Origin of the sequence: Fervidobacterium gondwanense DSM 13020, from assembly GCF_900143265.1 — a bacterium.
Lineage (GTDB): Bacteria > Thermotogota > Thermotogae > Thermotogales > Fervidobacteriaceae > Fervidobacterium > Fervidobacterium gondwanense.
On sequence record NZ_FRDJ01000003.1, the window covers coordinates 65,879 to 91,770 of the forward strand.

At 39.7% G+C, this 25,892-nt stretch carries 29 protein-coding genes and 1 tRNA gene; 29 read left to right on the plus strand and 1 reads right to left on the minus strand.

Annotated features, from left to right (window positions below):
• The first annotated feature begins 1 nt into the window (after window position 1).
• The 29 genes from BUA11_RS03570 (at window position 2) to BUA11_RS03710 (ending at window position 23,964) form a co-directional block, all read left to right on the plus strand.
• A complete protein-coding gene (locus BUA11_RS03570; protein ID WP_072758459.1) occupies window positions 2-658 on the plus strand; it encodes a RuvX/YqgF family protein in 657 nt (218 codons plus the stop codon).
• 9 nt (window positions 659-667) lie between these two features.
• Window positions 668-744, plus strand: a tRNA-Arg gene (locus BUA11_RS03575).
• 64 nt (window positions 745-808) lie between these two features.
• A complete protein-coding gene (locus tag BUA11_RS03580) occupies window positions 809-1,894 on the plus strand; it encodes a M24 family metallopeptidase (protein WP_072758460.1) in 1,086 nt (361 codons plus the stop codon).
• Window positions 1,895-1,907: 13 nt separating this feature from the next.
• Window positions 1,908-2,168, plus strand: coding sequence for an AtpZ/AtpI family protein (locus BUA11_RS03585; protein ID WP_072758462.1), 261 nt, complete (start codon window positions 1,908-1,910; stop codon window positions 2,166-2,168).
• Window positions 2,137-2,526, plus strand: coding sequence for a hypothetical protein (locus BUA11_RS03590; RefSeq protein ID WP_072758464.1), 390 nt, complete (start codon window positions 2,137-2,139; stop codon window positions 2,524-2,526). Before BUA11_RS03585 ends, BUA11_RS03590 begins: the two co-directional genes overlap by 32 nt.
• Window positions 2,523-3,392 (plus strand): F0F1 ATP synthase subunit A, encoded by an 870-nt coding sequence (atpB, locus tag BUA11_RS03595; protein WP_143145263.1) that lies wholly within the window; start codon window positions 2,523-2,525, stop codon window positions 3,390-3,392. Before BUA11_RS03590 ends, atpB begins: the two co-directional genes overlap by 4 nt.
• A gap of 48 nt (window positions 3,393-3,440) precedes the next feature.
• Window positions 3,441-3,698 (plus strand): F0F1 ATP synthase subunit C, encoded by a 258-nt coding sequence (locus tag BUA11_RS03600; protein WP_072758466.1) that lies wholly within the window; start codon window positions 3,441-3,443, stop codon window positions 3,696-3,698.
• Window positions 3,699-3,708: 10 nt separating this feature from the next.
• Window positions 3,709-4,194, plus strand: a complete 486-nt coding sequence (gene atpF / locus BUA11_RS03605; RefSeq protein WP_072758468.1) for a F0F1 ATP synthase subunit B — start codon at window positions 3,709-3,711, stop codon at window positions 4,192-4,194.
• Window positions 4,191-4,736: a F0F1 ATP synthase subunit delta gene (locus tag BUA11_RS03610; protein WP_072758470.1), complete on the plus strand. Its 546-nt coding sequence runs from the start codon at window positions 4,191-4,193 to the stop codon at window positions 4,734-4,736. The genes atpF and BUA11_RS03610 overlap by 4 nt, the downstream gene beginning before the upstream one ends.
• 4 nt (window positions 4,737-4,740) lie before the next feature.
• Entirely contained in the window at window positions 4,741-6,264 is a 1,524-nt protein-coding gene (atpA, locus tag BUA11_RS03615) for a F0F1 ATP synthase subunit alpha (protein ID WP_072758472.1), read from the plus strand.
• A gap of 6 nt (window positions 6,265-6,270) precedes the next feature.
• Window positions 6,271-7,098, plus strand: a complete 828-nt coding sequence (gene atpG, locus BUA11_RS03620) for an ATP synthase F1 subunit gamma (protein ID WP_072758474.1) — start codon at window positions 6,271-6,273, stop codon at window positions 7,096-7,098.
• A 31-nt stretch (window positions 7,099-7,129) separates the two neighbouring features.
• A complete protein-coding gene (gene atpD, locus BUA11_RS03625) occupies window positions 7,130-8,548 on the plus strand; it encodes a F0F1 ATP synthase subunit beta (protein ID WP_072758477.1) in 1,419 nt (472 codons plus the stop codon).
• A 32-nt stretch (window positions 8,549-8,580) separates the two neighbouring features.
• Window positions 8,581-8,883, plus strand: coding sequence for a F0F1 ATP synthase subunit epsilon (locus tag BUA11_RS03630; RefSeq protein WP_072758479.1), 303 nt, complete (start codon window positions 8,581-8,583; stop codon window positions 8,881-8,883).
• Window positions 8,884-8,922: 39 nt separating this feature from the next.
• Window positions 8,923-9,759: a DegV family protein gene (locus BUA11_RS03635; protein ID WP_072758481.1), complete on the plus strand. Its 837-nt coding sequence runs from the start codon at window positions 8,923-8,925 to the stop codon at window positions 9,757-9,759.
• An 18-nt stretch (window positions 9,760-9,777) separates the two neighbouring features.
• Window positions 9,778-10,605, plus strand: a complete 828-nt coding sequence (locus tag BUA11_RS03640; RefSeq protein WP_072758483.1) for a DegV family protein — start codon at window positions 9,778-9,780, stop codon at window positions 10,603-10,605.
• 3 nt (window positions 10,606-10,608) lie between these two features.
• Window positions 10,609-11,091, plus strand: coding sequence for a hypothetical protein (locus tag BUA11_RS03645; protein WP_072758486.1), 483 nt, complete (start codon window positions 10,609-10,611; stop codon window positions 11,089-11,091).
• Window positions 11,092-11,095: 4 nt separating this feature from the next.
• Window positions 11,096-11,650 (plus strand): ribosome hibernation promotion factor, encoded by a 555-nt coding sequence (locus BUA11_RS03650; protein WP_072758488.1) that lies wholly within the window; start codon window positions 11,096-11,098, stop codon window positions 11,648-11,650.
• Window positions 11,651-11,824: 174 nt separating this feature from the next.
• Window positions 11,825-12,100 (plus strand): NAD(P)H-dependent oxidoreductase subunit E, encoded by a 276-nt coding sequence (locus BUA11_RS03655; RefSeq protein ID WP_084634343.1) that lies wholly within the window; start codon window positions 11,825-11,827, stop codon window positions 12,098-12,100.
• Entirely contained in the window at window positions 12,081-13,745 is a 1,665-nt protein-coding gene (locus BUA11_RS03660) for a [Fe-Fe] hydrogenase large subunit C-terminal domain-containing protein (RefSeq protein ID WP_072758490.1), read from the plus strand. Before BUA11_RS03655 ends, BUA11_RS03660 begins: the two co-directional genes overlap by 20 nt.
• Complete coding sequence (locus BUA11_RS03665) at window positions 13,732-14,871, plus strand: PP2C family protein-serine/threonine phosphatase (RefSeq protein ID WP_072758492.1); 1,140 nt, start codon at window positions 13,732-13,734, stop codon at window positions 14,869-14,871. The genes BUA11_RS03660 and BUA11_RS03665 overlap by 14 nt, the downstream gene beginning before the upstream one ends.
• Before the next feature lie 144 nt (window positions 14,872-15,015).
• A complete protein-coding gene (locus BUA11_RS03670) occupies window positions 15,016-15,612 on the plus strand; it encodes a hypothetical protein (RefSeq protein WP_072758494.1) in 597 nt (198 codons plus the stop codon).
• Window positions 15,613-15,663: 51 nt separating this feature from the next.
• Entirely contained in the window at window positions 15,664-16,335 is a 672-nt protein-coding gene (locus BUA11_RS03675) for a hypothetical protein (protein WP_072758496.1), read from the plus strand.
• Window positions 16,325-16,837 carry a hypothetical protein gene (locus BUA11_RS03680; protein ID WP_072758498.1) on the plus strand — a complete coding sequence of 171 codons (513 nt, stop codon included), beginning with the start codon at window positions 16,325-16,327 and terminating at the stop codon, window positions 16,835-16,837. Before BUA11_RS03675 ends, BUA11_RS03680 begins: the two co-directional genes overlap by 11 nt.
• A gap of 10 nt (window positions 16,838-16,847) precedes the next feature.
• Window positions 16,848-17,840: a sensor histidine kinase gene (locus BUA11_RS03685; protein ID WP_072758500.1), complete on the plus strand. Its 993-nt coding sequence runs from the start codon at window positions 16,848-16,850 to the stop codon at window positions 17,838-17,840.
• Between the two features lie 31 nt (window positions 17,841-17,871).
• On the plus strand, window positions 17,872-18,594 hold the full coding sequence (locus BUA11_RS03690) for a LytR/AlgR family response regulator transcription factor (RefSeq protein ID WP_072758502.1): 723 nt from the start codon (window positions 17,872-17,874) through the stop codon (window positions 18,592-18,594).
• A gap of 312 nt (window positions 18,595-18,906) precedes the next feature.
• Window positions 18,907-19,383 (plus strand): NADH-quinone oxidoreductase subunit NuoE, encoded by a 477-nt coding sequence (gene nuoE / locus BUA11_RS03695; RefSeq protein WP_072758504.1) that lies wholly within the window; start codon window positions 18,907-18,909, stop codon window positions 19,381-19,383.
• 1 nt (window position 19,384) lies between these two features.
• Entirely contained in the window at window positions 19,385-21,286 is a 1,902-nt protein-coding gene (locus BUA11_RS03700) for an NADH-quinone oxidoreductase subunit NuoF (RefSeq protein ID WP_372589804.1), read from the plus strand.
• Window positions 21,287-21,323: 37 nt separating this feature from the next.
• Entirely contained in the window at window positions 21,324-23,330 is a 2,007-nt protein-coding gene (locus BUA11_RS03705) for a [FeFe] hydrogenase, group A (protein ID WP_072758506.1), read from the plus strand.
• Entirely contained in the window at window positions 23,278-23,964 is a 687-nt protein-coding gene (locus BUA11_RS03710) for a redox-sensing transcriptional repressor Rex (protein ID WP_072758508.1), read from the plus strand. The genes BUA11_RS03705 and BUA11_RS03710 overlap by 53 nt, the downstream gene beginning before the upstream one ends.
• A gap of 164 nt (window positions 23,965-24,128) precedes the next feature.
• Here BUA11_RS03710 and BUA11_RS03715 read toward each other — a convergent pair whose 3' ends face one another.
• Window positions 24,129-25,697, minus strand: a complete 1,569-nt coding sequence (locus BUA11_RS03715) for a bifunctional aspartate carbamoyltransferase catalytic subunit/aspartate carbamoyltransferase regulatory subunit (RefSeq protein ID WP_072758510.1) — start codon at window positions 25,695-25,697, stop codon at window positions 24,129-24,131.
• Between the last annotated feature and the right edge of the window lie 195 nt (window positions 25,698-25,892).

Below are 25,892 nucleotides of genomic sequence, written 5' to 3' on the forward strand. Positions count from 1 at the left end.
TATGAGCGTATTAGCTATAGATTTTGGCAAAAGTAAATGTGGTTATGCGATCGGCACGCTTTTTGTATCAGAAAGCGGAACTGTGAGGACATCTGAGATAATCGAAAAGACAAAACGCTTCGAAAAAATAGCCGTAGGATTGCCACTTTCGATGAGCGGGAATTATTCAACGCAGACGTTTGAGGCAATAAAATTTGCTTTAAAATTGAAAAAGATGGGTAAGAGCGTTTTCTTTATCGACGAACGGATGACTACAAAAATGGCAAAAACATTCAGTAAGACCGATGATGACAGATTTAGTGCCGAGCAGCTGCTCTTAGAATACTTGAATAATCCTTCAAATTCGATAGAATTTAAGCTCTCAAGATTAGAATTGGAAGAAGAAATAAGTTGCCAAACAGTGTTGTTTATAGAAGTGCCTTTTAATGATAGAATTACTTTTGAAAATGCGTTGGTTTACTCAAAAGACCCATACATAGCTTACACGCACTTCGAAACGGGAAGTTTTGTGTATAGAGTCTGGAAAGACTTAAACGATAAAATCAAAACACTTGAAAAAAAGCCAGACTTGGTTATAATTAATAAGGATTGTAGACAACTATTATCTAATTTAGAATTTAGCTCCGATGTTCTACTTGTTGATGTAAAATACGAGTAGATGGTTGATGTGCTCGTAGCTCAATTGGATAGAGCGTCGGACTCCGGATCCGAAGATTGCGGGTTCAAGTCCCGCCGAGCACGCCAGGATGCCTCTTATTTCTGCAATTCAGATGTTCAACATAAATTTATCTTAGAGGGGGAATATGTCATGAGCTATAGTCTTCAGGTTGTGAAGGAAAGGGTTTTTGAAAAGGACATAGATGCTATATTGATTCTTAATGTCGAAAGTTCCAATGCTGTAACAACAAGATATCTATCAGGATTCACGGGGAGCTTTTCTGCGCTTCTAATTACACCCAAGAGGCATATCATAGTTACCGATTCAAGATATTGGACCCAAGTGAAGCAAGAGAGTACATTTGAATTGGTAAAATACATCCCACCGAAGAGTTTTCTTGATACTGTTTGTGAACTGGTATCCAACATGGAACTAAGGAAATTAGCTATAGAGAAGGATAGAATCTCAGTAACTCATTTTGAATCACTGAAGGAAAAGCTTCCAAACTGCGAATTCGAAGATATTTCGAGCCTTTTATTGGAAATTAGGTCAATAAAGACAGAAGAAGAGGTAAAGCTTGTAAAGTCGGCCGTTGAAATTGCCCAAGAAGCATTTAAGAAGATGCTTGAAATTGCTAAGGCTGGCATGAAGGAGAAAGAGCTTGCTGCCTACATGGAGTATCAAATTAAGCTCTTAGGGGCAGATGATGTAGCTTTTGATACGATAATAGCATCTGGTTACAGAGGAGCATTGCCACATGGTAAGGCATCTGAAAAAGAAATTGCTAAAGGTGAACCAATCGTAGTTGATTGGGGAGCAAGATATAGGGGATATAACAGTGATTTGACAAGAGTCTTCTGCATTGGAGAACCAAACGATAGAGTTAAGGAAGTATATAAGATAGTTTACGATGCGCAACAAAAAGCACTTGAGTCGATTAAAGCAGGGATCACGGGTAAAGAAGTTGACAGCATCGCAAGGAATCATATTTCTGAATGTGGTTACGGAGAATACTTCGGGCATGGGCTTGGACACGGGCTCGGATTGGAAGTACATGAAAACCCAGGACTTAGCTATAGATGGGATAAACCACTTATAGATGGACAGATAGTAACAGTTGAACCAGGAATCTATTTGGAAGGGGAATTTGGTATAAGAATTGAAGAAGACGTTGTCGTTAGAGAAAATGGCTGCGAGATTTTGACAACACTCTCAAGGGAAATTTTTGTTGTATAATTAGGTATAAAATATGAAAAAAGATCCGGAAAAACAAAATATTGGTAAAGAACTGGCACAACTGAATTTAATATCTACTTTGGGATTTACGATAATCTCAAATGTCATAGTTGGATATGTGATTGGTGCTTTTTTGGACAGATTATTCAATTTGGAAAAGATCTTAACCGTAACATTTTTAATTATTGGGACAATATCAGGCGTCTATAACGGAATCAAGTTTGTCATGAAGGCGGGCGGATATGATAAAATTGATAAAGACAAAGATAGATGATAGTTATCTATTTTTGCTCAGATTGATAGTCTACATAACCCTTTTTGCTTTTGCAGAATTCACTTTCGCAATGCTTTTTGGATACAAGGTTGTGGCTATTGGAATTTTGATAGGTACGGCAGGAATGGTTTTGGGCCTTTTTTCATTGCTAAAGGGTAAGAAGCGGATTGTCAGTCTGGCGGATGGTAAAATTGTTCTTGAGCTTGGTTATTTTATAAGGTATTTGCTTTACACTTCACTCTTTTTGTTTTCGGCAATTGCTTTTGGTAGTCCGCTTCAAGGGATTTTGGGAGTCTTTGTAGGATTGCTTAATGCTAAGATTGTTGCATTTCTCTTTGCATGGAGGTGGCTTAAATGACTAAGCGGAAGATGAGCAAGAAAGCCAAAATACAGTTAATAGTCTTTCTGATAGTTTACACGGTCATAGGTATTATAAATGCAAGAACGATGACCGCATCTCCGAAAGAGGCTTTATCTAATGTTACAAACAGGTGGGTTGTGCAATTCGGTCCAGAGAATGTTTGGTATTACAGAATCAACCCAGCTACGGTAATAATGTCGCTGGTTGTAATAACTATCTTAGTTGCTTTCGCAAGATCAGTTTATAAGGAGTTTTCAATTATTCCTGGAAGAAAACAGGCTTTTGCTGAATCGTTGCTGGAATTCATGTATGATATGGTCCAAAGCAGTATCCCAAACGAGAAATACGCAAGGACTGTATTCAAAATCTCTATGACGTTGTTCCTCTATATTGCTCTTTCTAACTTAATCGGTGGTTTTGTTCCTGGAATATCACCAAATGTTTCAATCCTAGCTGACGGAACGCGCAGTGTTAAGTTTGTGTTTTTTAACGATACTTGGCCTGCACCTACAGGTGATTTGAATACGAACGTTACATATGCAGTTATGGTCTTCATAATGAGCCAGTACTTTGCAATAAAAACAAAAGGGGTAAAAGGTTGGTTAAAAGGATTTCTTGAGCCAATCGCGTTCATGCTGCCAATGAATATCGTTGGAGAACTTGCAAAGCCTCTCTCTCATTCAATGCGTTTGTTTGGTAACATAACAGGTGGTGGGATACTTGTTCTGGTGGTTAGCTACTTTTTGAAGTACATGTTCCTTCCGCCATTCTTATGGGGTTACTTTGGAATCTTCTCAGGATTGATTCAAGCGTTTGTGTTCTCAACACTTGCCGTTGCCTATATGGCATCACAGATAGAGTAATTCAGTTAGTGCTTTCCAAAATCTATAACTTTTAAGGAGGGAGTATCTATGGAAAACATGACGGAACTTGCGAATGCTATTATCATTGCCGGTAAAGCTATAGGTGCAGGATTGGCAATGGGACTCGGAGCTATTGGACCTGGTATCGGTGAAGGTCACGTTGGTGGACATGCAATGGAAGCTATTGCGAGACAACCTGAACTCACAAACGTCATCATAACGCGTATGATTCTTGCTGACGCTATCGCTGAAACAACAGGTATATACTCTCTTGTTATCGCTTTCTTGATACTCTTCGTATTGTGAGGCGATCCGTATGGATCTTTTTGAAATCAATTTGACAGCTGTTGTTCAGCTGTTGAGTTTTCTCTTTCTTTTGTGGGCACTTAACAAGCTTTTGTACAAACCTTTTTTCTCTATGATGGATAAGCGAAGAGAAAAGGTCGAAGGAGAACTTGCAGAGGCTGAAAAATTGAGAAGACAAGCTGATGAAATGAGAATTCAGGCTGAAAAAGAGCTAAAAGATGTAAGACAAAAGGCTGAGCAAATTATATCGAACGCCGAAAGGGAAGCTGAAAGGATAGTTGAAGAAGCAAAGTTGAAGGCACAGCAGGAAGCTGAGAAAATCATATCAAATGCTCAAGCAGAAATAGAGAGGCAAAAACAAGAGGTTCTTGCTCAGGTACAAGGAATGGCCACAGAGCTTGCTGTGAGCCTGGCTCTGAAAGTACTAAAAGACGCTGTTGATGAAAAAGCTAAGAGAGAGTATCTTATGAAGATAATAAAGGAGCATGAAAAATGATGTATTCATCTATAGCAAGTAAATACGCACTTGCTCTTTATAACGTTTCCAAGATTAATCAAAAAACAGATGAATACAAAGAAAGATTGAATGTTTTTGTGAACATCTATAACGAGCTTTCGGTTTTTTTGAACAATCAAGCTATCAAGCCAGTTAAACGTTCACAGTTAGTATGCGACATAATGTCTGAGCTTGGATTCAAACCAGACGAAGTTTTTGGTAGGTTTGTTTATCTGCTCATATCAAATAAGAGGATGAAGTACATCAAGCAGATCGCAACCTTGTTTGATTACGCGATACTTGAAGAAAACGGTTTGGTTCCTGTTGAAGTCATATCAGCGACAGATTTGAATGATGAAGAAAAATCAGCGCTTACTGAGTTTGTTAGAAAATATACTTCTAAAACACCAGTTTTCAGCGTCAAAGTCGACGAAGGAATTATTGCTGGTGTAGTTGTCGAATTTTACGGCAAGAGGTACGATGCAAGTATTAAAGGTAGACTTGAAAAATTAGCCCGTGATGTGTTAAGAAGAGAGGGGTGATACCTTGAGATTAAACCCTGGCGAAATAGTAAGGGTACTTGAAAGTAAAATTGCCGAGTACCAAGAAGAGTTAAGATTGGAAGATGTTGGAAAGGTAATACAAGTTGGAGACGGAATTGCGAGAGTCTACGGTCTCAACAACGTCATGGCGAACGAAATGGTCGAGTTCGTTGAGACTGGAACGCGTGGTTTGGCATTCAATTTAGAAGAAGACAACGTAGGTATAATCATACTCGGAGATTATAAAGAAATAAAGGAAGGACATACTGTAAGACGACTGAACAGAATCATGGAAGTCCCTGTTGGAGAAGGACTCCTCGGCCGCGTCGTAAATCCACTTGGAGAACCAATTGATGGTCTTGGACCGATTGAATATAAGGAGACAAGACCTGTCGAATTCAAAGCCCCTGGTGTTATATACAGAAAACCAGTCGATACCCCTCTGCAAACAGGTTTGAAAGTCATCGACTCACTTATCCCAATTGGACGTGGACAAAGGGAACTGATAATCGGTGATAGACAGACTGGAAAAACGGCAATAGCAGTTGATACAATAATCAATCAAAAAGGCAAAGGTGTATATTGTATATACGTTGCAATTGGTCAAAAAGCATCCGCAGTTGCAAGGATAGTTGAAAAGCTCAAACAAACTGGCGCTATGGATTACACAACAGTGGTTGTTGCATCTTCATCTGATCCTGCCACTCTCCAGTATCTTGCACCATATGCAGGTTGTGCAATGGGTGAATACTTCATGTTCACCGGCAGAGACGCGCTCGTTATTTACGATGACTTGTCGAAACATGCGGTTGCGTACAGACAGATATCGTTGCTCCTCAGAAGACCACCAGGAAGGGAAGCTTATCCAGGTGACGTTTTCTACTTGCACTCAAGGCTCTTGGAACGCGCAGCAAGGCTAAACGATAATTACGGGGGCGGTTCTTTAACCGCACTTCCGATAATTGAAACTCAAGCAAATGACATATCTGCGTATATCCCAACGAACGTTATATCAATAACAGACGGTCAGATATACCTTGAACCGAGTCTGTTCTACGCTGGTCAAAGGCCTGCGGTAAACATAGGTCTTTCGGTGTCTCGTGTCGGTGGTGCTGCACAGATAAAGGCGATGAAACAAGTTGCAGGTTCGTTGAAGCTTGATTTGGCGCAGTACAGGGAACTTGAAACGTTTGCACAATTTGCAACAGAATTGGACCCAGCAACTCAGGCACAGATTACAAGAGGCCAAAGACTTATGGAACTCATGAAACAACCGCAGCACAGCCCAATGGAAGTAGAAGAACAGGTGGTTGTACTCTTTGCAGGTGTCAACGGATACTTAGATGATATTCCAGCATCTTCAGTAAGACCCTTTGAAGACGGTTTACTGAAATTTATGAAGGAGCGATATAGTGATTTATTAGAAGAAATCAGAACTAAAAGGCAAATAACAAAGGAAACTGAAGAAAAACTACACACAGTTGTGAAGGAGTACAAGCAAGAGTTCGTAAAAATGTACGGGAAGTGATGTTAAATGAGTCGAGGTAAATTGTTACAGATCAAAAGAAAAATAACAGCAACCCAGTCGCTGAAAAAAATCACTAAAGCAATGGAAATGGTTTCAACCGCTCAAATAAAGAAGGTTGAAAAAAGATTGCGAATGGCAAGAGAGTTTCTTGCTGAAACGAGCAGGATGGTATCTCAAGTTCACTTTGATGTGAAGCACCCATTCGTCACAGGTAATGGCAAAAGTGCTCTTATCGTAATTGGAACAGATATGGGGCTTTGTGGCTCGTTTCCAACAGAGATAGTCAAGAGAGCGCAAACTCTTGATAAGAAAGAGAATTTTGATTTTATCTATGTGGTTGGCGCAAAGATAACACCAGTGTTCAAAAATAATCCGAAAGTAGTTAGAATATACGAGCATGAGTACGATACACCAACTTTCGATTTCACTAAAACGGTTATCAACGACGTATTGTCAAACAACGTAGCGAACGTTAAGGTAGTGTATGGAAAATTCAAGAGTAAACTCGCTCAGCTTCCTGATGTTTACACACTGACACCAATTAAATTGGAAGAAGGGCAGCCTAAAGGCGATAGGTATGAATTCGAACCCATTGAGGAAGCTTTCCAAAGGCACCTTTTGGAGTTTTACGCCTCAAGTGTTTTGTTCTCACTTGCTTTTGAAACGAAGATAAGTGAACTGTACGCAAGGCAAAATGCTATGAGAAATGCTACTGAAAATGCGGAAGAAGTTGTAAGACTGCTGACAGTAGATTACAACAAAGTCAGACAAGCATCGATTACACAAGAGCTCATAGAGATTGTGACGGGTGCCGATGCTTTGAAAGAAGAGTAACGTTTTCTAATCAAAAAGGAGCGTGATATACGTGTCCAAAAAATCAGTTGGAAAGATTGTAAGAATTATAGGTCCTGTTGTTGACGTAAAATTCCAAGAAGGCGAATTGCCTGATATATACGATGCACTCGAAGTAAAGAATCCACAAACAGGAAAAAAGTTAATTCTTGAAGTTGAGCAGTTAATTGGTGACAATACCGTCAGAACTGTTGCAATGGACAGTACCGACGGTCTTGTTAGAGGTCTTGAGGTAGAAAACACTGGAGAACCTATAAAGGCACCAGTGGGACGTGGTGTACTTGGTAGAATGTTCAATGTTATCGGCGAACCGATAGATGAACGTGGAGTGGTAAGCAACGTTGAGTACTGGCCCATACACAGGCCCGCTCCTTCCATGCCCGAACAAAAGACTGAGATTGAAATACTTGAAACTGGTCTAAAGTCTATCGACCTTCTCGCTCCATTCCCGAAGGGTGGTAAGATAGGATTCTTCGGCGGTGCTGGAGTTGGTAAGACAGTTCTTGTTATGGAAATGATAAGGAACATTGCCATTGAACACCACGGATTCTCAGTTTTTGCAGGTGTTGGAGAAAGGACAAGGGAAGGTAACGACCTGTACTTGGACATGATGGAAGCAGGAGTTTTGGACAACACAATATTGGTTTTCGGTCAGATGAACGAACCACCTGGAGCAAGGTTTAGGATAGCATTAACTGCACTTACAATTGCTGAGTACTTCAGGGATGTTGAAGGTAGAGATGTCTTGTTGTTCATAGATAACATCTTCAGGTTTGTACAGGCTGGTAGTGAAGTTTCAGCTTTGCTTGGAAGGATGCCGTCTGCAGTCGGTTATCAACCAACGCTTTCTACAGATATGGGTGAGCTCCAAGAAAGAATTACATCAACAAAGAAAGGGTCAATAACATCAGTCCAGGCAATTTACGTTCCTGCAGACGACATCACAGACCCAGCACCAGCAACAACATTTACGCACCTCGATGCAACGATAGTCCTTTCAAGGCAACTTGCAGCTCTTGGTCTGTATCCAGCAGTAGATCCACTTGACTCTACGTCTAAGATTCTCGATCCAAACGTAGTTGGGAAAGAACACTACGAAGTTGCAAGAGGTGTCCAAGAGGTACTCCAAAGGTACAAGGACTTGCAAGACATCATTGCTATTCTTGGTATGGAAGAACTGTCAGAAGAAGACAAATTGATTGTTCAAAGGGCTCGTAAGATACAAAGGTTCCTTACTCAACCGACTCACGTTGCTGAAAAATTCTCGGGTATTCCTGGTGTATATGTGCCAATCAAAGAAACCATAAGAGGATTCAAAGAAATACTTGAAGGAAGACACGACGACCTTCCAGAAGCGGCATTCTACATGGTCGGTACAATAGATGAAGCTGTTGAGAAAGGTAAAAAACTCATGCAAGCAGCAGTTATCTGATTAGTTTCGAACAGTCGGGAGTGAATTGAGATATGAAAATCAAAATAGTTACTCCGTACAAGATAGTAGAATTCAGTAATGCAAAGTTAATAGTATTCAAAACAGTCGAAGGTGAAATGGGTGTTCTCGACAAGAGGGCACCCATTATTGCTAAGCTTGCAGTTTCTGATGTGAGAATAAAGACAGAAAATGCAGAGGAAACCTTCAAAGTCATAGGCGGTTTTATGCATTGTGATGGCAACGACAATGTAGTCATACTAACAGAAGACGTAGGAAGACCGGAAGACTTCGACCCTCACAAAATTGCTGGGAAAACCGAATTCCAAGAATCTTAGCGACTGATAAGAGCAATGAATATGGTGGGGTGAAAAGATTTGAAAAGTGCGATAGTAATTGATAGTACGACAAAATTGAGAAAGAATTTTTCTTCTGATGTAGATATATACACAGTTCCTGTTAGAGTGTTTATAGACGATGAAGAGTTCCAAGATTCAGACGGACTTACCCAAAAGATATTGGAAAGCATTAAAGAAGATAAGAAAGTAGAGACATCGTTACCGCGAATAGACTATATAGAAGAACTATTTGAAAAACTACACAAGGAATATGATATAGTTTATGTCCTTTCAGTATCTTCACTTTTGAGTGGTACGTACAATTTACTGTGCACAATAGCGAACAAATACGAGAATATCATAGTCTTCGACTCGAAAACGGTAAGTATTCAGAACACTTATGTTTTAGAACGTATGATTAAGGATATTTCAAATGGTAAAATTTTGGAAGAAGATGATATAATATCATATAGAGATGAATCGCTATTCCTAATATCTGTTTTCGACATAACAAGATTACACAAGAGTGGTCGAATAGGTAAAGTCGTGTCTCTAATAGGAAAAATAATGCACGTCAAACCAGTTCTAACAATTGCACGAAGTGGCGAAGTGCAACTGGTACAGAAGGCTGTAAGTTCTAAGAAGATTTCTGAGATACTGAGAGAGCGCGTTGAGGCGTTTGTTGAAAAACAGAAAAATCTGGGCAGTAGTTCATTTGTAATATACGGAGCTGTCGGAAGAGATGAGTATAAAGATTATGTATATGATATTGCTAAGAACTATGATTTAAAACCACAATTTCTTGATATCGGACCGGCGGTTATGACACATGTGGGAACGGAAGGATTCGGATTGGTGATTGGTGTTTGGGAGTAGTATTTGGGAGATGAAAATATGAAGAAAATTTACATTTTTGATAGTTCCGTGGATTTTCAGAAAGATATTGATTTTGGTGTTCCTACGGATGTTTTACCGTTGAGAGTATACGTTGACGATAAAGAATACATCGACAAGGTTACGATAACAGATGAAGAATTTTACAAGTATTGCCTTAGTGGAGCTAAAGTCACAACATCGCAGCCTAAACAAGAAATGATTAAGGAAAAGCTTACAAAATACTCTAAGGAATTTGATGAAGTTTACGTTGTAACAATATCACAAAAACTCAGCGGAACATATGATACTGTTCAGTCGATTATAGAAAATGAGAAGCTTAAAAATGTCACTCTGATAGATTCTAAAAGTGGAAGTGTGAAAACGACGTACGTGTTGTACAGAGTTATTGGTGCGGCGGAAAATGGCGTCAAGGTCACGCAAGAACTTGCCGATGAGTTTGTCAGAGACAGTTTGTTAGTTTTCACAGTTTCTTCTTTAGAATACCTCGAACGTGGAGGAAGGATTGGCAAAGCGAAAGCATTGCTCGGTAAATTATTGAGAATAAAGCCAATTCTTTCAACCGATGAAGAAGGATATACAATTTCACTCGGAATGGAAAGGACACACGAGGGATGCATATCTAAGATGAAGCAGTTGGCCGAGGAATTTGCGAGAAAAGTTTCAAATCCAATCGTGATGGGTGGGTATGGAGTTTCAGAAATGAAGACTTACCTCGACAAACTTTTGCAAGGTTTTAATGTGCATTCGGTAGCCAGAATTGGTCCTGCAATATCGGCTCATGTAGGACCTGAAGTCTTCGGTCTTGTTGTTGGAAGGGGGTTTTGATAGATGATAAAGGATTATCTAAACAGCATTATTGAAGAAAAGTCATCGAAAGATTTCATAGTCTTTTCGTCGGTTCTTTTTTCGATTGGTTTTATCATGTCGATAATTTCAAACGCATTTTTCTTCATCGACCATCCTGTCGTCAGGGCGTTTATCGGGATTGCTAACACCGTATTCTTCATTGGTGTGGTTGGTGTAGGAATTGTAATTTCAAAGTGGTTTAGAAATACAGATGATAAGTTGTACGCACTTTCAAATTTATATCTTACTTTCACAATAATTTTTGCATTTCTTGCTTACTTTATCCCGTTTTTATTTCTCATAACTACTGCTCTGATTTTTGCACTTATACTTACGGCAAGGAAGTTTGTTTTGGAAGAAAGCGAATTGTTCGTCGGAAAAACCTTGTCTTATTTCCTCATCACTTTGTCATTCTACACGATGGAGCTTGTGACAGAGCTAAACGAACAAATCACTCGGAGGTGATTGTATGGAAGTCAGAACATTTGCACGCGGTTTTGAGTTATCAGACGCTATTGAAAGCTACTTAAACGAGCGATTGGACAAAGTAAAGAGAGCTTTGGGATATCTTGGGAACAAGGAAAGTACAAATATCGAGGCGAGGTTTGACAAGGACGGTCCCTATTATACGTTAAGATTGCTTACCCACATCAATGGTAAAGATGTTGTGGTGCAGGAAAAAGCGAATGACATTTACGGCGTGATTGATAACGCGTGCGACAGTTTTGACAAGGCTGTTAGAAAAGAGCGAGAACTTTACAAATCGTATCATAAATCAAATGTGAAGGGCACGATTGAAGCAATGGCTGAAGAACTTGCACCAAGGTATGAAATAGAAGACGAAGAAGATAAGATTGAAAACGTAAGAAGAATTTACTTGGCTCACGTTAGCTTGGAAGAAGCAATTGCCCAAATGGACGTTATGGGCCACCAGTTCTTTGTGTTCAGAAACGTCGATACCGGTGAAATTAACCTAATTTACAAAAGGGACGGAAAATACGGACTCATTGAATTTGAAGAATAAAATCCGAAAAATTAATAGAATGCCATAAATAAACAAGTGCCCGCAAGGGCACTTGCTTTTTTGAAGTCTTTGTACTCCTTGACACAAGGAAAGAGAAGCTGTAGAATTTAATTGTGAAAGAAATCACGAAAAATATTTCCACTGAGTAATTAACATACAGGGTAGGTGTGGGACATGATAGAGGATAACTCTTCAAGAATTATAGTTCAAATATGTCTTGGAAGTTCTTGTCATTTGAAAGGTGCTTACAGAATCGTTGAAACACTTAAAAGCAGATTAGGGGATGTAGTTGATTTAAGAGGTTCCCTTTGCATGGGAAGATGTGCTGAAGGGATAAACATAAAGGCTGGAGAAGAGCTTATCCCAAATGTTTCAGAGAATAATCTGGAGAGCGTTATTGAGTGCATAATAAGAAGAGCAGGTGTTCATGATGCAACTGACTGTAAGTAAGTATATACTTTCTGACAAAGCAAATTGTCAGTACTGCTATAAATGCTTGAGAAATTGCCCAGTAAAATCCATAAGTTTTAAGAACAATGAATCTCTTGTTATAGAAGAGGAATGTGTTCTTTGCGGAACATGTGTCCTTACTTGTCCTCAGAGTGCGAAAACATACAGAAAAGATTCTGACAAAATGATTCAGCTTTTTGGAAAACCTTTTGTACTTTCGATTGCTCCGTCATTTTACGCACACTTTGAAGAACCACTTAAAATTCTTTCTTTATTGAGATCCTTAGGGGCAGTTTATATTTCAGAAACGGCAGTAGGAGCTGAATACGTTACAAATGAATACTTAAAGCTTTTTCAGAAAAGAACGGGACCTGCGATAACAACATCCTGCCCTGTTGTTGTTTCACTTATTGAAAAGCACTACCCAGAACTAAAAGATTACCTTCTTGAACTAAAATCACCCGCTCTTGCGCACTACGAATTCCTTAATCACATGTTCGGTTCTATTCCGAAAATTTTTATAAGTCCTTGTATCGCAAAAAAAGAGGAGCTTGATGGAAAATTCGACGTTGTGCTAACATTTGAGGAACTCGAAGGAATAATTGAAAAACAGGGACTTAAAGAAAAAGTTTCAACACTGAAGGAAACTTTCCCCGATGCACCGTATCCGAGAAGAACGAGAATCTACCCAGAATCCGGAGGAATAATCCGTTCAGCAAGTTTCGAAGGTAAGCATGATAGTCAGTCTTACATACTTGAGGGCATAAATAACATTATTGAATTTTTGAATACATTGCAGTCTTTGGAGGAAAAAGTGTTGATTGAGGCATCTGCTTGTGTCGGTGGTTGTATAAATGGTCCTGCAATGAGAAAGGATGATAATATTTTACAGCGTAGATTAAGGATGAGAAAAATAATTTCGCAGCTTGATAAACTTGAAGGTAAAAGAATAGATACGGATAGCATACCCCTTCAGATTCACAGGACATTCAAAGACAGGAAAGTTAGATATAACGTGCCAGATCATCTTATCTCAAAAATACTGGAAGAAATGGGAAAGACTGATCCTGTTAAAGAGCTTAATTGTACAGGATGTGGTTATGAAACATGCAGAGAAAAAGCAAGGGCAGTAGCCATTGGCAAGGCTGAAAAGGAGATGTGTTTTGAATACCTTGTTGAAAAAGTCTCTTCTTTCAGCAACCTCGTAGTCGAAGAGACGCCGAATGCAATAATAATATATCAGGATTCAGATGTGCTTTATCTAAATAACTCTGCCAAGTCCCTCTTCTCAGACTATTCAAATGAATTGATAATAGATATATGCAGCAAATTCAAAGCTGATTCAAGTAGAATACACGAACTTTATGTAAAATCTCGAAAAGTATATCTTTATCCCAAAGTCTTTGACCTACCAAACAACGGTGGTACCGTTGTGTTACTCGTAGATATGACTGAGATGATGGTTCAGAAAGAAAAGATGAACGAAATGAGGAAGAAAACTATACAAAAGATTGAGGAAGTCTTGAATGACCAAATGAAATTAGCTCAGGATATAGCGAGTCTATTAGGTGAATCAATTGCTGAAACGAAATCACACTTTTCAGAATTCAAGAGATTCTTGGGGGACGAAAATGTTGACATGTGAGATATATTACGCACAGAAGAACAAGCGTGGTGAAGAAGTCTGCGGAGACACGGTTAAATACAAGAAAAGCGAAGATAAGACAGTCATTAGCGTCTCAGATGGGCTAGGAAGTGGAATTAAAGCAAGTATTCTTTCTACTCTAACTGCTTCCATGGCGACTACCATGGTGTTGAATGAAGTTCCTATATCAGAAGTGTTCAATTCAATCATCTCGACGCTACCAACTTGTAAAGAACGCGGAATAAGTTACGCAACCCTCGCAACTTGCTCAGTTAATCACCACACAGGAGAGACTCATATCTTTGAATACGACTGTCCTGTAGTATTAGTTTATCGTAAAGGCATGCCTATAGAAATTAAGAAGTACCAGTACGAAATTCAAGGCCGGAAAGTATATGAGACAAACTTTTTAGCTAAACCTGGTGATATCATTTTCCTTATGACAGATGGAATTACTCAAGCAGGCATGGGGACGAAAAGATTTCCATTTGGCTTTGGTATTGAAAACGTTGTCAAAGAACTTAACAATCTTCTTCTGAATAAAGTTGATCTGAAAAGCATAGTTAGCCACCTCGTGCACTTAGCTGATGCACTTGACACCGGGACAAGAGGTGATGATGCAACAGCTTGTGCGATAAGAGTCAGGGAAAGAAGAAATTTAACAATAATGGTAGGACCACCAGAAAGGAAAGAGTACGACGAACTTGTAGTTGAGAAACTCATCAAGTCGGAGGGAAAGAAAGTTGTCTGTGGTGGAACAACGAGCCAGATAGTTGAAAAAGTGCTCGGCAAAAGCGTGGAGATTGATTTTTCGAGCATATCTGAATATTCTCCACCGATAGGATACATGGAGGGAATAGATCTAGTGACAGAGGGTATAATTACCCTCTCACAAGTTTTCAGATACTATGAAAATCAAGATTCAACACTTGGTGTTGGTGCACAGAAGCTTATAGATTTATTTGAAGAATCAGATGTCATAACCTTCCTCGTTGGAAGGGCAATTAATCCTGCCCACCAAAACCCACTATTCTCCCACGACATATCCCTCAAATTCAGGCTCATCCACGACATCTCCAACATACTCGAAAAGCGTGGAAAGATCGTGAAAGTGGAGTATTATTGATCTATTTTATATAACACTTTCCTATCACTTCACACAACTTTTTGAGAACTTCACGACAAAAATTCTGCCTGTTACGAAAAATGTATATTTCTTCTCGAACAAGGTGTTACAATAGCATCAGAAATCGTATTGGAGGTGATTCGAATGGCATTGCGCTTGCGTGAAATAATTGCGTTGTCTTTGCTTGGTGTCTTCTTGTTTGTAATTGCGGTACCCCAGAATGAGTTTGTTATAAATGAATACACGGAGTCAAGAAGTGTTGAAAGAGTTGAAGTTCTAACGCCCAAAGTGTTGATATCAGCAGCGACACTCAAAATCACTCTTTCACCAGACGATGACAAGTTAGTCTATTCCGATTCATATACCCCGAGTCTCAGTGTATCTCAAGATATAACACGAATAAGTGGTATCACAAACTCTGTTATACTTGGGACAAAGAATATTGAGCATCTGCAGATCTCAACGGCAGTGGTTAGTGTGTTAGGAGTAATGAATCTAAAAAGCCTTGAAATATCTTCTGCAACCTGTGAGATAAATAAAATAATTATTAAAAATGGTTGTGATATAACTATCTCCGCAGCTGTCTTGAATGGAGAAATATATGTGGACAAATTGCAACAGTATGAAAATGTGTCGTTAGAGATAAACAGCACAACCGCAGACGTCACTGTATATGTAAAGAGTGGCGATGAAGGTAAGATAAAGTTGAACAATCCAAAGGTGAAGATAAGAAATTGGTGAACGAGATAATGTGAAATCTTCTTTCCATAAATCTTTTGGGAGGTGAAGGGTATGAAGAAAGGTATAAACGTTTTGCTGGCAGTTTTACTGATATGCGTGTCTTTGAACGTCTTCGGTTTCGAATTCGGTGGTGGTGGACCGTTCGTGATGTTCATCCCTGGAGGAACTTTCTTCAATCTTAAAAACATCAACGTTCCCGTACTCGATTTTCCAAACTTTGAAGATGGTATAATAGCTCTTGGAGGATTTGGTTATGGAGGGGTTCCTGGTCTCTCATACGGTGGCGGTTTTGGATTCAGTGGTGAAAAAGAAGTAACGAAAGATGGGAATAAATACAAGCTCGTCGTTTCAAGTGGCTTCGGCGGAATGCTGAGAAATTTGTCCTTTGGAAGTGTATCTTTGCAAGCAGGCGCACATTTTGGTGGTATTGATATCGAACTTGGAAGGAAGGTAAATGAGAATAACACGAGTATCGGAAATCTTGAAGGTGGTACTTTGGAAGGTTACTTGTTTGCCAACATAAGTTATCTCGCAGTTGCATTTGAACTGTCTTTGGGTATAAAGGTTACAAACTTCATGGAACTCAGAGCGGGAGCTCTTGGAATCGCGGGTTACTCGTACGATGGTTGGTTAGTGAATAACAAGCCGCTTACAGGATTAAGTGATGAAAACAAATTTTTGCTTATGTACACTATCTACGGAGGAGTAGGTTTTGGATTCTAAGAAGGACTTTAGAATTGTAATTATTCTCTTGATTCTTTTTTCGACATTCATATTTTCCAGAAGCGGTGATTTAGACTCTGCCAAAGAAGGTGCGCTTATGCTTCAAAAAAGCATGAGCGTGCCGTTTCCTGTCAACATCCTTTATTTCTACATAGGTAGTCTACAACTCAATAATGCGGTTTCGGCTTCACCTTACAATGTGAGGATTAGATACGTGCGAATGGAGGCATTTTTCGAGTTTGTTGACAACAACAAAATGGCACAAGATGTTGTCTTAGAAGATGGAGAGTTCATAGTTATAATAGGCGATAAAAAGACACTTGAAGCACAAGAGATACTTAAAGTCTATTACATGCTCACGTATACCTTGCTTTTGAAAAAGGATATCGTTAAAGGAATTTATTATTACAAAAAACTAAAAGAGCTTCAAAATTCCAATAATTACGTAGATAAGTTAAAAGAGCGTTTTCCAAATTTCAAGACCGCCAATACTGCCTATTAAGGTGAAGAATATGGAAGAAAAATACAAATTCAAAGAGAAGATGGATAATACAGGTAAAGAGATAATCGTAGTTGAGATAACGACATTCGTGTTGTACATCATCTTCCTTTTTGCAACAAGGCTCAAGGATTTCATAACCCCTTTGGTTTTTTCATTAACTCTTGTAAACATAACATATTTTCTCTTCAGAAATTTCAAACGCCTAAACAGAGCAAAATCAAGAGTAAAATATATATTTGACCTTTTGAACTGCCTTTATTCTATATTCTTAGGTTTCAGTATTTCCGAAATTGTCTTGAAGGTTATAGCTTTTAAATCCAATAAATTGGATATGAACGATATATATACGATACTTATAACAATATTCTCTGTACTTGTATCAAACTATGTCTCTGGCCTACAAGAAAAGCTCCAGAGAGCTGAACTGGAAAGAAAAATCCAGCAGATGAATTTTGAACTTATAAGTTCTAAATTCAACCCACACTTTGTATTCAACACTTTCAACTTCTTAGCCGAAACAACACGCGGAAATCCAGAAAGGGCAGAAGAGATGATAATAAAGATTTCGGATTATTACAGAGAGGTTTTAAAATTCAAAGACAGATGGACAGTTAAAGAAGAGCTCGAGTTTATCTCAAAGTATCTGGAAATTCAGAAGGAACTCCTTTCACATATTCCGATAGAGTATGAAATAGATTATGATTTAAACACTGCAGATTATTTAATACCCACAGGCATCACTCAACCAATTGTAGAGAATGCAATTAAGTACGGCATAAAGAAAAATAACGGTGGAATAATATCAATAAACGTGATGTTAGAAGATGGACTTTGTATTGAGATTAAAAATTCAAAATCCGCTTTCGATGAGGTATGCATTAAGAAATTTGGCACGGGTTTAACAATAGTTTCAAAGTTGCTGGAATTTGTTAGTGGGAAGCTGGAATTCTTGACAGAAGAAAATTTGACCATTTTCCGTCTATACATTCCAACAACTTCTTAAAGCGGAGATGTGTTAATGAGAGGTGTTTAAGATGATTACTTGCGGTATCGTAGATGATGACCCTGTCGCTATCGAAAGAGTGGAAAGACTCATTGGAGAAATAGATAGCGCTTTTCAGATAGTTTTCAAAGCGACCGACTGCAGTGAATTTGTAAAATGTGCAAACCTATACAAACCAGACGTGCTTTTTCTTGATATTAACATATCGGAAGACACTATCTTTGGACATCTGGAAAGGCTGAATTACGAACCGCACATTGTTTTCATCACTGCATACGACGAATATCTTTTAAAAGCCTTTGAAGAAGGGGCAATTGATTATATTCTAAAACCTATTTCAAAAGAACGACTATCGAAAACGATTGATCGAATCAAAAGGTTGGGCTTGAATAGACGACCAAATGAATACTATGTCAGGCAAATATTAAAGCTGCCAGTAAAACAAGGCGAAAGTATAATACTTGTCGATTTGAAAGATATAATCTACTTGGAAGCTGATGATAAGACAATAAAGATATTCACCGAAGGTGAAACGTACGAGACATCTACACCACTATACACACTTGAACAAAAGCTACCAGCAGATAAATTTGTACGCATCCACAAAAGCTACATAGTTTCCGTGGAGCATATTGTGGAAGTGAAAAAATGGTTCCAGAATTCATATATTATAGTCCTCTCAGACAATACTGAACTGAAACTTTCAAGAAATTATCAAGAGGAAGTTTTTAAAAGGCTTGGACTTAAGAACTGATATTTTTATCCACCTTGCTTTATCGGTTTGTATTTTCACAAAAAGCAGGAATTACCCCCCTCTTACTTGTGCTAACTACCTTCTCAAGAGTTATCGTATACCCCATTCTTCTATGCATAACATTGTAAAAACTTCTGTCAAATAATACCACTATTCTTAACATTTCATTCGTGAAAAATTTCTAAAATACCCATTGACAAGTCTAAAAATATGATTTATCATATTCGTGAAAACTATCACGAATAAGCCTACGAATGTAAGAATAAAAGCAAAAGCTATAGAGAATTTATTGTTATGAGTGGAGGTGTGGAGATGCTTACTCGAACTTACAGTAAGGTCGAAGAGATACTCAAGAAATACGAATACAGAAAAGAGATGCTGATTAAGATCCTCCTCGAAGTGCAGAAAGAGTACAGACATATCCCAAGGGATGTTGTGAATTACATCGGTACAGCTCTCGGAATACCACCGGCAAAGATATACGGTGTTGCTACGTTCTATGCTCAGTTTTCCCTCAAACCAAAGGGTGAATACACAATATTGATCTGCGACGGAACGGCATGTCACATGGAAGGTTCAATGAGCTTGGTAAAAGCAATTGAGGAAGAAGTTGGAATAAAACCCGGAGAAGTTACACCAGATTTGAAGTTCAGTCTCGATAAGGTTGGATGTCTCGGAGCATGTGCACTTGCACCAGCGATGGTTATAAACGATGAAGTATACGGGAAACTCGACGGGGAAAAAGTTAAAGAAATTCTTAGAAAGTTGAAAGAGAGAAAGGAGGATTAAGATGTCAACAGTCGTTATCAATGAGCCAATAATAAAGAGTCCCGAGGAACTCGTTCAGTATATATCAAAGCTTAAGGAAAAGAGGGAGAAGAAACTCCAGCAACCGTCAGTTTACGTTTGTGTCGGTACCGGTTGTACAGCAAGCGGTTCAAGAAAGGTCTACGCAAAATTCGTCGAAGTTATTAAGTCCAAAGGATTAGACTTTAAAGTTGAGACGATAGATGACGACGAACCAGTAAAGAAGACAGGATGCTGTGGACTTTGTTCGCTCGGTCCACTTGTAAAGATAATGCCAAGCGGTATTACATACAGCCACGTTACAGTTGACGATGTCGAGGAGATAGTTGAAAAGACGCTTGTCAAAGGCGAGGCAATCGATAGATTACTTTTGACAGACCCAATCACTGACAGGAAAGTTGAAAGGCTTGAAGATGCAACGTTCTTTAAGAACCAGACGTTCTACATAATGGACGCGATTGGTACAAGTGAATGTGAGAGCATCGAAGATTACATGGCGCGCGGTGGATATCTCTCGCTCGCAAAGGTTCTCTCCGGAATGGATAGGGAAGAGATAATTAAGATGGTTAAAGCATCGGGCCTGCGTGGTCGTGGCGGTGGTGGGTTCCCAACAGGTCTCAAGTGGGAAGCTGCATACAAGAGTCAAGGCGATATCAAATACGTCGTCTGTAATGCGGACGAAGGAGACCCAGGAGCGTTCATGAACAGAACACTCCTCGAAAGAGACCCACATTCTGTTCTCGAAGGAATGGTAATCGCAGCTTACACAATCGGAGCTAAGAAAGGTTACGCATACATCAGAGCCGAGTACCCAATCGCTGTTGAGATGTTCAACAAGGCAATAGAAGATGCAAGAAGATACGGACTGCTCGGTGAAAATATACTCGGTACAGACTTCTCATTCGAACTTTACGTAAAAGAAGGTGCTGGAGCGTTCGTCTGTGGTGAAGAGACAGCACTCCTTGCATCAATAGAGGGTAAACGTGGCGTTCCGAGACCAAGACCACCATTCCCAGCACAGTCAGGACTTTGGGGCAAACCAACACTCATCAATAACGTTGAATCTTACGCAAATGTTCCAAAGATAATAAAAGATGGTGTGGAGAACTACAGAAGCCGCGGTGTTGAGAACTCACCAGGAACGAAGATGTTCTCGGTGACAGGTCCTCTCAAATTGACAGGTATCATCGAAATACAATTCGGTACGACGTTGAGATATATCCTTGAGAATATCTGCGGTGGAACGTCAAATGGTCAGAAGATTAAGGCTATCCAGATAGGTGGACCATCTGGTGCGTGTTTGCCTGAAGAACTCTTTGACCTTCCACTCGATTACGATTCTCTAAAATCTGTCGGTGCAATGGTCGGTTCAGGTGGTATCGTCGCAATTACGGAAGACAGATGTATGGTCGAAGTGGCAAGGTTCTTCCTCGACTTCACAAAGAGAGAGTCGTGTGGTAAATGTGTCCCATGTAGAGAAGGAACGATGCAGGCTTACAACATACTCGAAAAATTCACTCAAGGCAAGGCAACATACCAAGACTTAGAAAATCTTGAGTACCTTGCAGAAGTGATAAAGACGGCATCATTGTGTGGACTTGGAAAAACGGCACCGAATCCAATTATAAGTACACTGAAATACTTCAGACCTGAGTACATAGAACACATCGAAGGAAAATGTCCAAGTGGCATGTGTACGGCGTTCAAGAAGTACGTGATTATACCAGAAAAGTGTAAGAGCTGTAGCTTGTGTGCAAGAAGCTGTCCAAATGGTGCAATAAGTGGAGAAAGAGGAAAGCCGTACGTAATCGACCAGGAAAAGTGTATTAAATGCGGTTTGTGTGTAACGAAATGTAAGTTCGGCGCTATCGAGCTCGTTGGTTAATTGTCAGCGAAGAGCGTTTTCGGGAGGGTGATGGATAATGAGAATAATCGTGAACGGCAGAGAAATAGAGATAAGAGATGACGCAAGAAATGTGCTCGAAGCACTGAGGGAAGTTGGGATAGAGATACCAAACTTGTGTTATCTGTCCGAAACATCAGTCTACGGTGCGTGTAGAATGTGTCTCGTTGAAGTTGACGGAAGAGATATCGTTACGTCATGTACGCTCCAGCCAAGAGAAGGTATGGTAATAAAGACACACACACCAAAGATATACGAGATGAGAAAGGGTATATTACAGCTCTTACTTGCTTCACACGATGGAGAATGTACGACATGTGAGATGAACGGAAAATGTAAACTTCAAAAGTACGCTCAGGAATTCGGGCTTACAACGAACAGGTTCGAAAAGATATCGAAAAAGACGGTTACAGATACATCTTCGGTAATAGTCAGGGATAATGGAAAGTGTATTCTTTGTGGAGACTGTGTCAGAGCATGTGACGAAATTCAGGGTATCGCTGCGATAGATTTTGCATACAGAGGCTTTGAAGCACAGGTAGTTCCTTCATTCGAAGAAAAACTTGAAAATACCGAATGTGTACTCTGCGGTCAGTGTGTTGCGTACTGTCCAACAGGTGCTCTCGCAATTAGGAACGATGTTGATAAAGTTTACAAGGCTATCGAAGATGGAAAGTACGTAATAGGCATGATAGCTCCAGCAGTGCGCGCATCGTTGCAGGAAGAGTTTGGGCTTGAAGATGATGTCGCCACATCAGGTAGAGTTGTCTCACTACTCAAGATGATAGGATTCAAGAAAGTTTTCGACGTTGCATTCGCAGCAGACCTCGTTGCATATGAAGAAGCACATGAATTCCTCGAAAGAGTCGAGAAAGGTGAAAAGTTACCACAATTCACATCATGCTGCCCAGGTTGGGTGAAATTCGCTGAACAGTACTACCCAGAGTACATATCTCACCTCTCAAGTGTGAAGTCGCCACAGATGGCGCTTGGTGCGATAATCAAGAAATTCTACTCAAGAGAAATTGGTGTTGACCCGAAAGATATAGTTCTCGTCTCAATAATGCCATGTACAGCCAAGAAATTCGAAGCTGAAAGAGAAGAGTTTGAAGGCAACGTGGACATAGTCCTTACAACAAGGGAATTGGTGAAAGTAATCAAATCGACAGGAATAGATATAAAGATGGTTGACCCAGAACCGTTCGACAGACCATACGGACTCTCATCACAATCAGGTTTGAGCTTCGGTAAGACTGGCGGAGTGCTCGGAAGCGTTGTTAACGTAATAAATGACAAGATGAGTGTGAAGAGCGTAGAAACAAAACAACTCTCAGAAGGCGTATCTTTGACAACCGTTGAATTGTCTAACGGAAAGGTAGTAAAGGGACTTGCAGTATTTGGACTTGGAAATGCGAGAAAGATAGTCGATGCACTTAAGAACGGTGAAATGGAAGCAGATGTTGTTGAAGTCATGGCATGTAACTATGGTTGTATCGGTGGCGGTGGACAGCCGTATCCAAACGATGTCAGAACACGTGCAAGAAGAGCTAAGATACTTAAAGAAGTCCAGAGCATTGACGTTTTGATATCGCCAACTGAAAACTTCCATATGCACCAACTTTACGAAAAGTACTTAGAAAAACCACTTAGCCACGCATCGCATGAGGTAATTCACACGCTCTACAAACACAGAAAGAGAGTACAAGAAGACGAGATCGACATACTACCACTTCCAGAAGAAACAGAAGATAAAGTCAAAGTCAGCGTATGTCTTGGTACATCCTGTTACTCAAAAGGTTCATACGAAATACTTGAAAAACTAATCGCAGCTGCAAACAAAGAAGAGTGGGCAAAGAATCTTGAAATAAAAGGTACGTTCTGCGTTGAGAACTGCGGAAAATCACCAAACGTTGTAGTAAATGATATAATAGTATCCGAAGCAACAGTCGAAAAAGTAAAAGAGGTGGCTATAAATGAGCTATCAGGAAAGAAAGGGGATTCTAAGGTTTCCAAAAGCAACGTTTGAGCGTCTTAAATTGTACCATGCTTTCTTAAGCCAAATCCATGCCGAGGGAAAGATTTATGTTTTATCAGAGGACATAGCAGAGATGCTTAGAATCACCCCAGAGCAAGTAAGAAAAGACTTCTCATTCCTTGAAACAAAGGGAAAACCGAAGGTCGGATACGTTATCAAAGAGCTCTTAGACGAACTTGACGAACTCTTTGGAACCGGAGTTGACGAGAACATAATTATAATCGGTGCTGGACATCTTGGAAGTGCACTTGTGAATTACAAAGGTTTTAAAAACATCGGTGTTCGCGTAGCAGCGATATTTGATAACGATCCACGCAAGATAGGAACGATGGTTGGCGATTTGATGGTATTGCCACTGAAGGATTTATCGAGGGTAATAAGACGCTTTAAAGTCAAAATAGCAGCTATCTGCGTTCCAGAAAGTGCGGCTCAACAAGTAGCGGACTTACTTGTCGGACACGGTATCAAGGCATTGTGGAATTTCTCCACACGAATATTGGACGTACCGCCGAATATCATAGTTCAGAACGAAGATATAACAAGAGGACTGCTTGGCGTGAAACACATGCTTGCTGAGTCTGAAAAGAGTTCAAGTATAGATGCGATGAAGGTAAATGAAGGGTAAATATGAAAAATATAAATGAGCGTGACGTGTATCACGCATAAATAGTGAGGACAGACCTCACAACGGCCACCACACCTTCCCACCCCGGTCTCACCACCGGGGGATTTTTTTATTATCAAAAACCCCGGCTTTGTCAGCCGGGGTTCAGTTATAGAACATTAAGTTTAAATCTTCCAAATTTCGTGGTATTCGTGCGGTGTTTCGCAGTATTCACACACGAACTTTCCATCTACCTGTATGAAAGATGCCATTACGTTTTCGCCATGTGCAGGATTTGTGATACAATTTTCGTTCTTACACCTGATTTCTTCAAAACCGTAAATGCGCGGTGGCATCTTTATTCTGTATTTTTCGATGACTCGAGAATTCTTAACAATGTTCACAGTTGTATTTGGCGATATCGCCGATAGCTTCTTAATCTCTTTGAATGATAAATACCTGTCTGGCAAGCTTATGTAACCTTTGTAATTTCCATCGGCGGATTTGAAAATGCCATCTGCACTGTCGACGTCGTAAAGCCTCAGAATTTTTCTAATCTTAATTATTGTATTATATATCTCTTCCTGTGTCTTTCCCTTTGCCACATGGTCTATAACCGTTCCGTTCTCTATCGGTTTTATACCCCTCTTGCCTTCCTTCGATACGCCTTTTGTTCCATCAACTATCGGAGCCGGAATAATGAAATCTTCATCTTTTTCTTCTTGCATTCTTCCTGTTTCAAACGGTACTTCAAGCGCACCACCTAACATCGACAACAACACTACACGCACGTAGTAACCATTTATCGCCTGTTCTTCCCAACCGTTCAACGAAAGCGTGTCGAGGAATGTAGGTATTTCAGGATTGAACTTCGGACGTGGGAGTGGGTGATAGAATTTGGTCCCCTCATGAACTTTCTCGAGCATGTCTTTTCTAAAAGTAACAGCCTTTCTCAAAATCTTTTCCTTTTCGAGTATGTCTTCACCCATTCGTTCAAGCTGTAATCTTGTGAAGTACCAGATATTAGCAGGATTACCATTCGACAGATACTCGTCTATTGAGTAGAACTGCCTCACTTCAAAACCATTTCGCTTCATCTTTTGTACATATCCTTCAGGCATCTGCAACTCAGGAGGGGCAATCAAGTCGACTTCAACGTTTTTGAAGACTTTTAACCCATCTGCTTTTGAATGTACCGTTCTTCCGTGGAGCAAGTCACCTACGAGTGCTATTCTTATGTGCGAATTGTCGAAATTGTTGTGCTCAAGGAAGGTAAATTCATCGAGGAGTTCCTGGGTTGGGTGTTCGTGTTTTCCATCTCCGCCGTTTATGAAAGCAGGTCTCATTATTCCATGCCTATCGGCGAACTCACCAACTTTTTGCTCGAGCAACCGAACCACACCTTCAAGCCTTGTTCTCAAAACGAAAATCGAATACTCGCTGTAACCTGTTAACATATTGAACGTATCTACATAACTTTCTTGCTTATTAAATGAGGAGTGCTCTGAATCGAAGATGTTTACCTTTGCAGTTTTGTGGAATTTAGCAGCGTTTATGAAGGATTCTTTCGTTCTGGTGGAAGGTTCTACGAAGACGATGTAAATGCCGGTATCTCTCTTAATCTGAAATTCACTCACATCTTCTCCACGTTTCAGTTTTTCCTTCAGCCTCTTAGTAGATTGGTACAAAAAGAGTTGCTCATCGACAGAAAAATCGTTGATAACTGCCAGCGTCCGGCTTAAAAAGTTTCCCATATACTTATCACTCCCCCCACGTTCTTTACGCTGTTTTTTGTTTAACAGTCGGTCTTACCCGACTTTTTATATCTCGGTATATTATACACCAACTTTCCAAAGATTCAACAACGAAGATACGACGTTCCGCATATGGAAAACTAAAAGAATAGATGTTATAATCTTGATTAGCAATAGATTTCCAAAATTTATGGA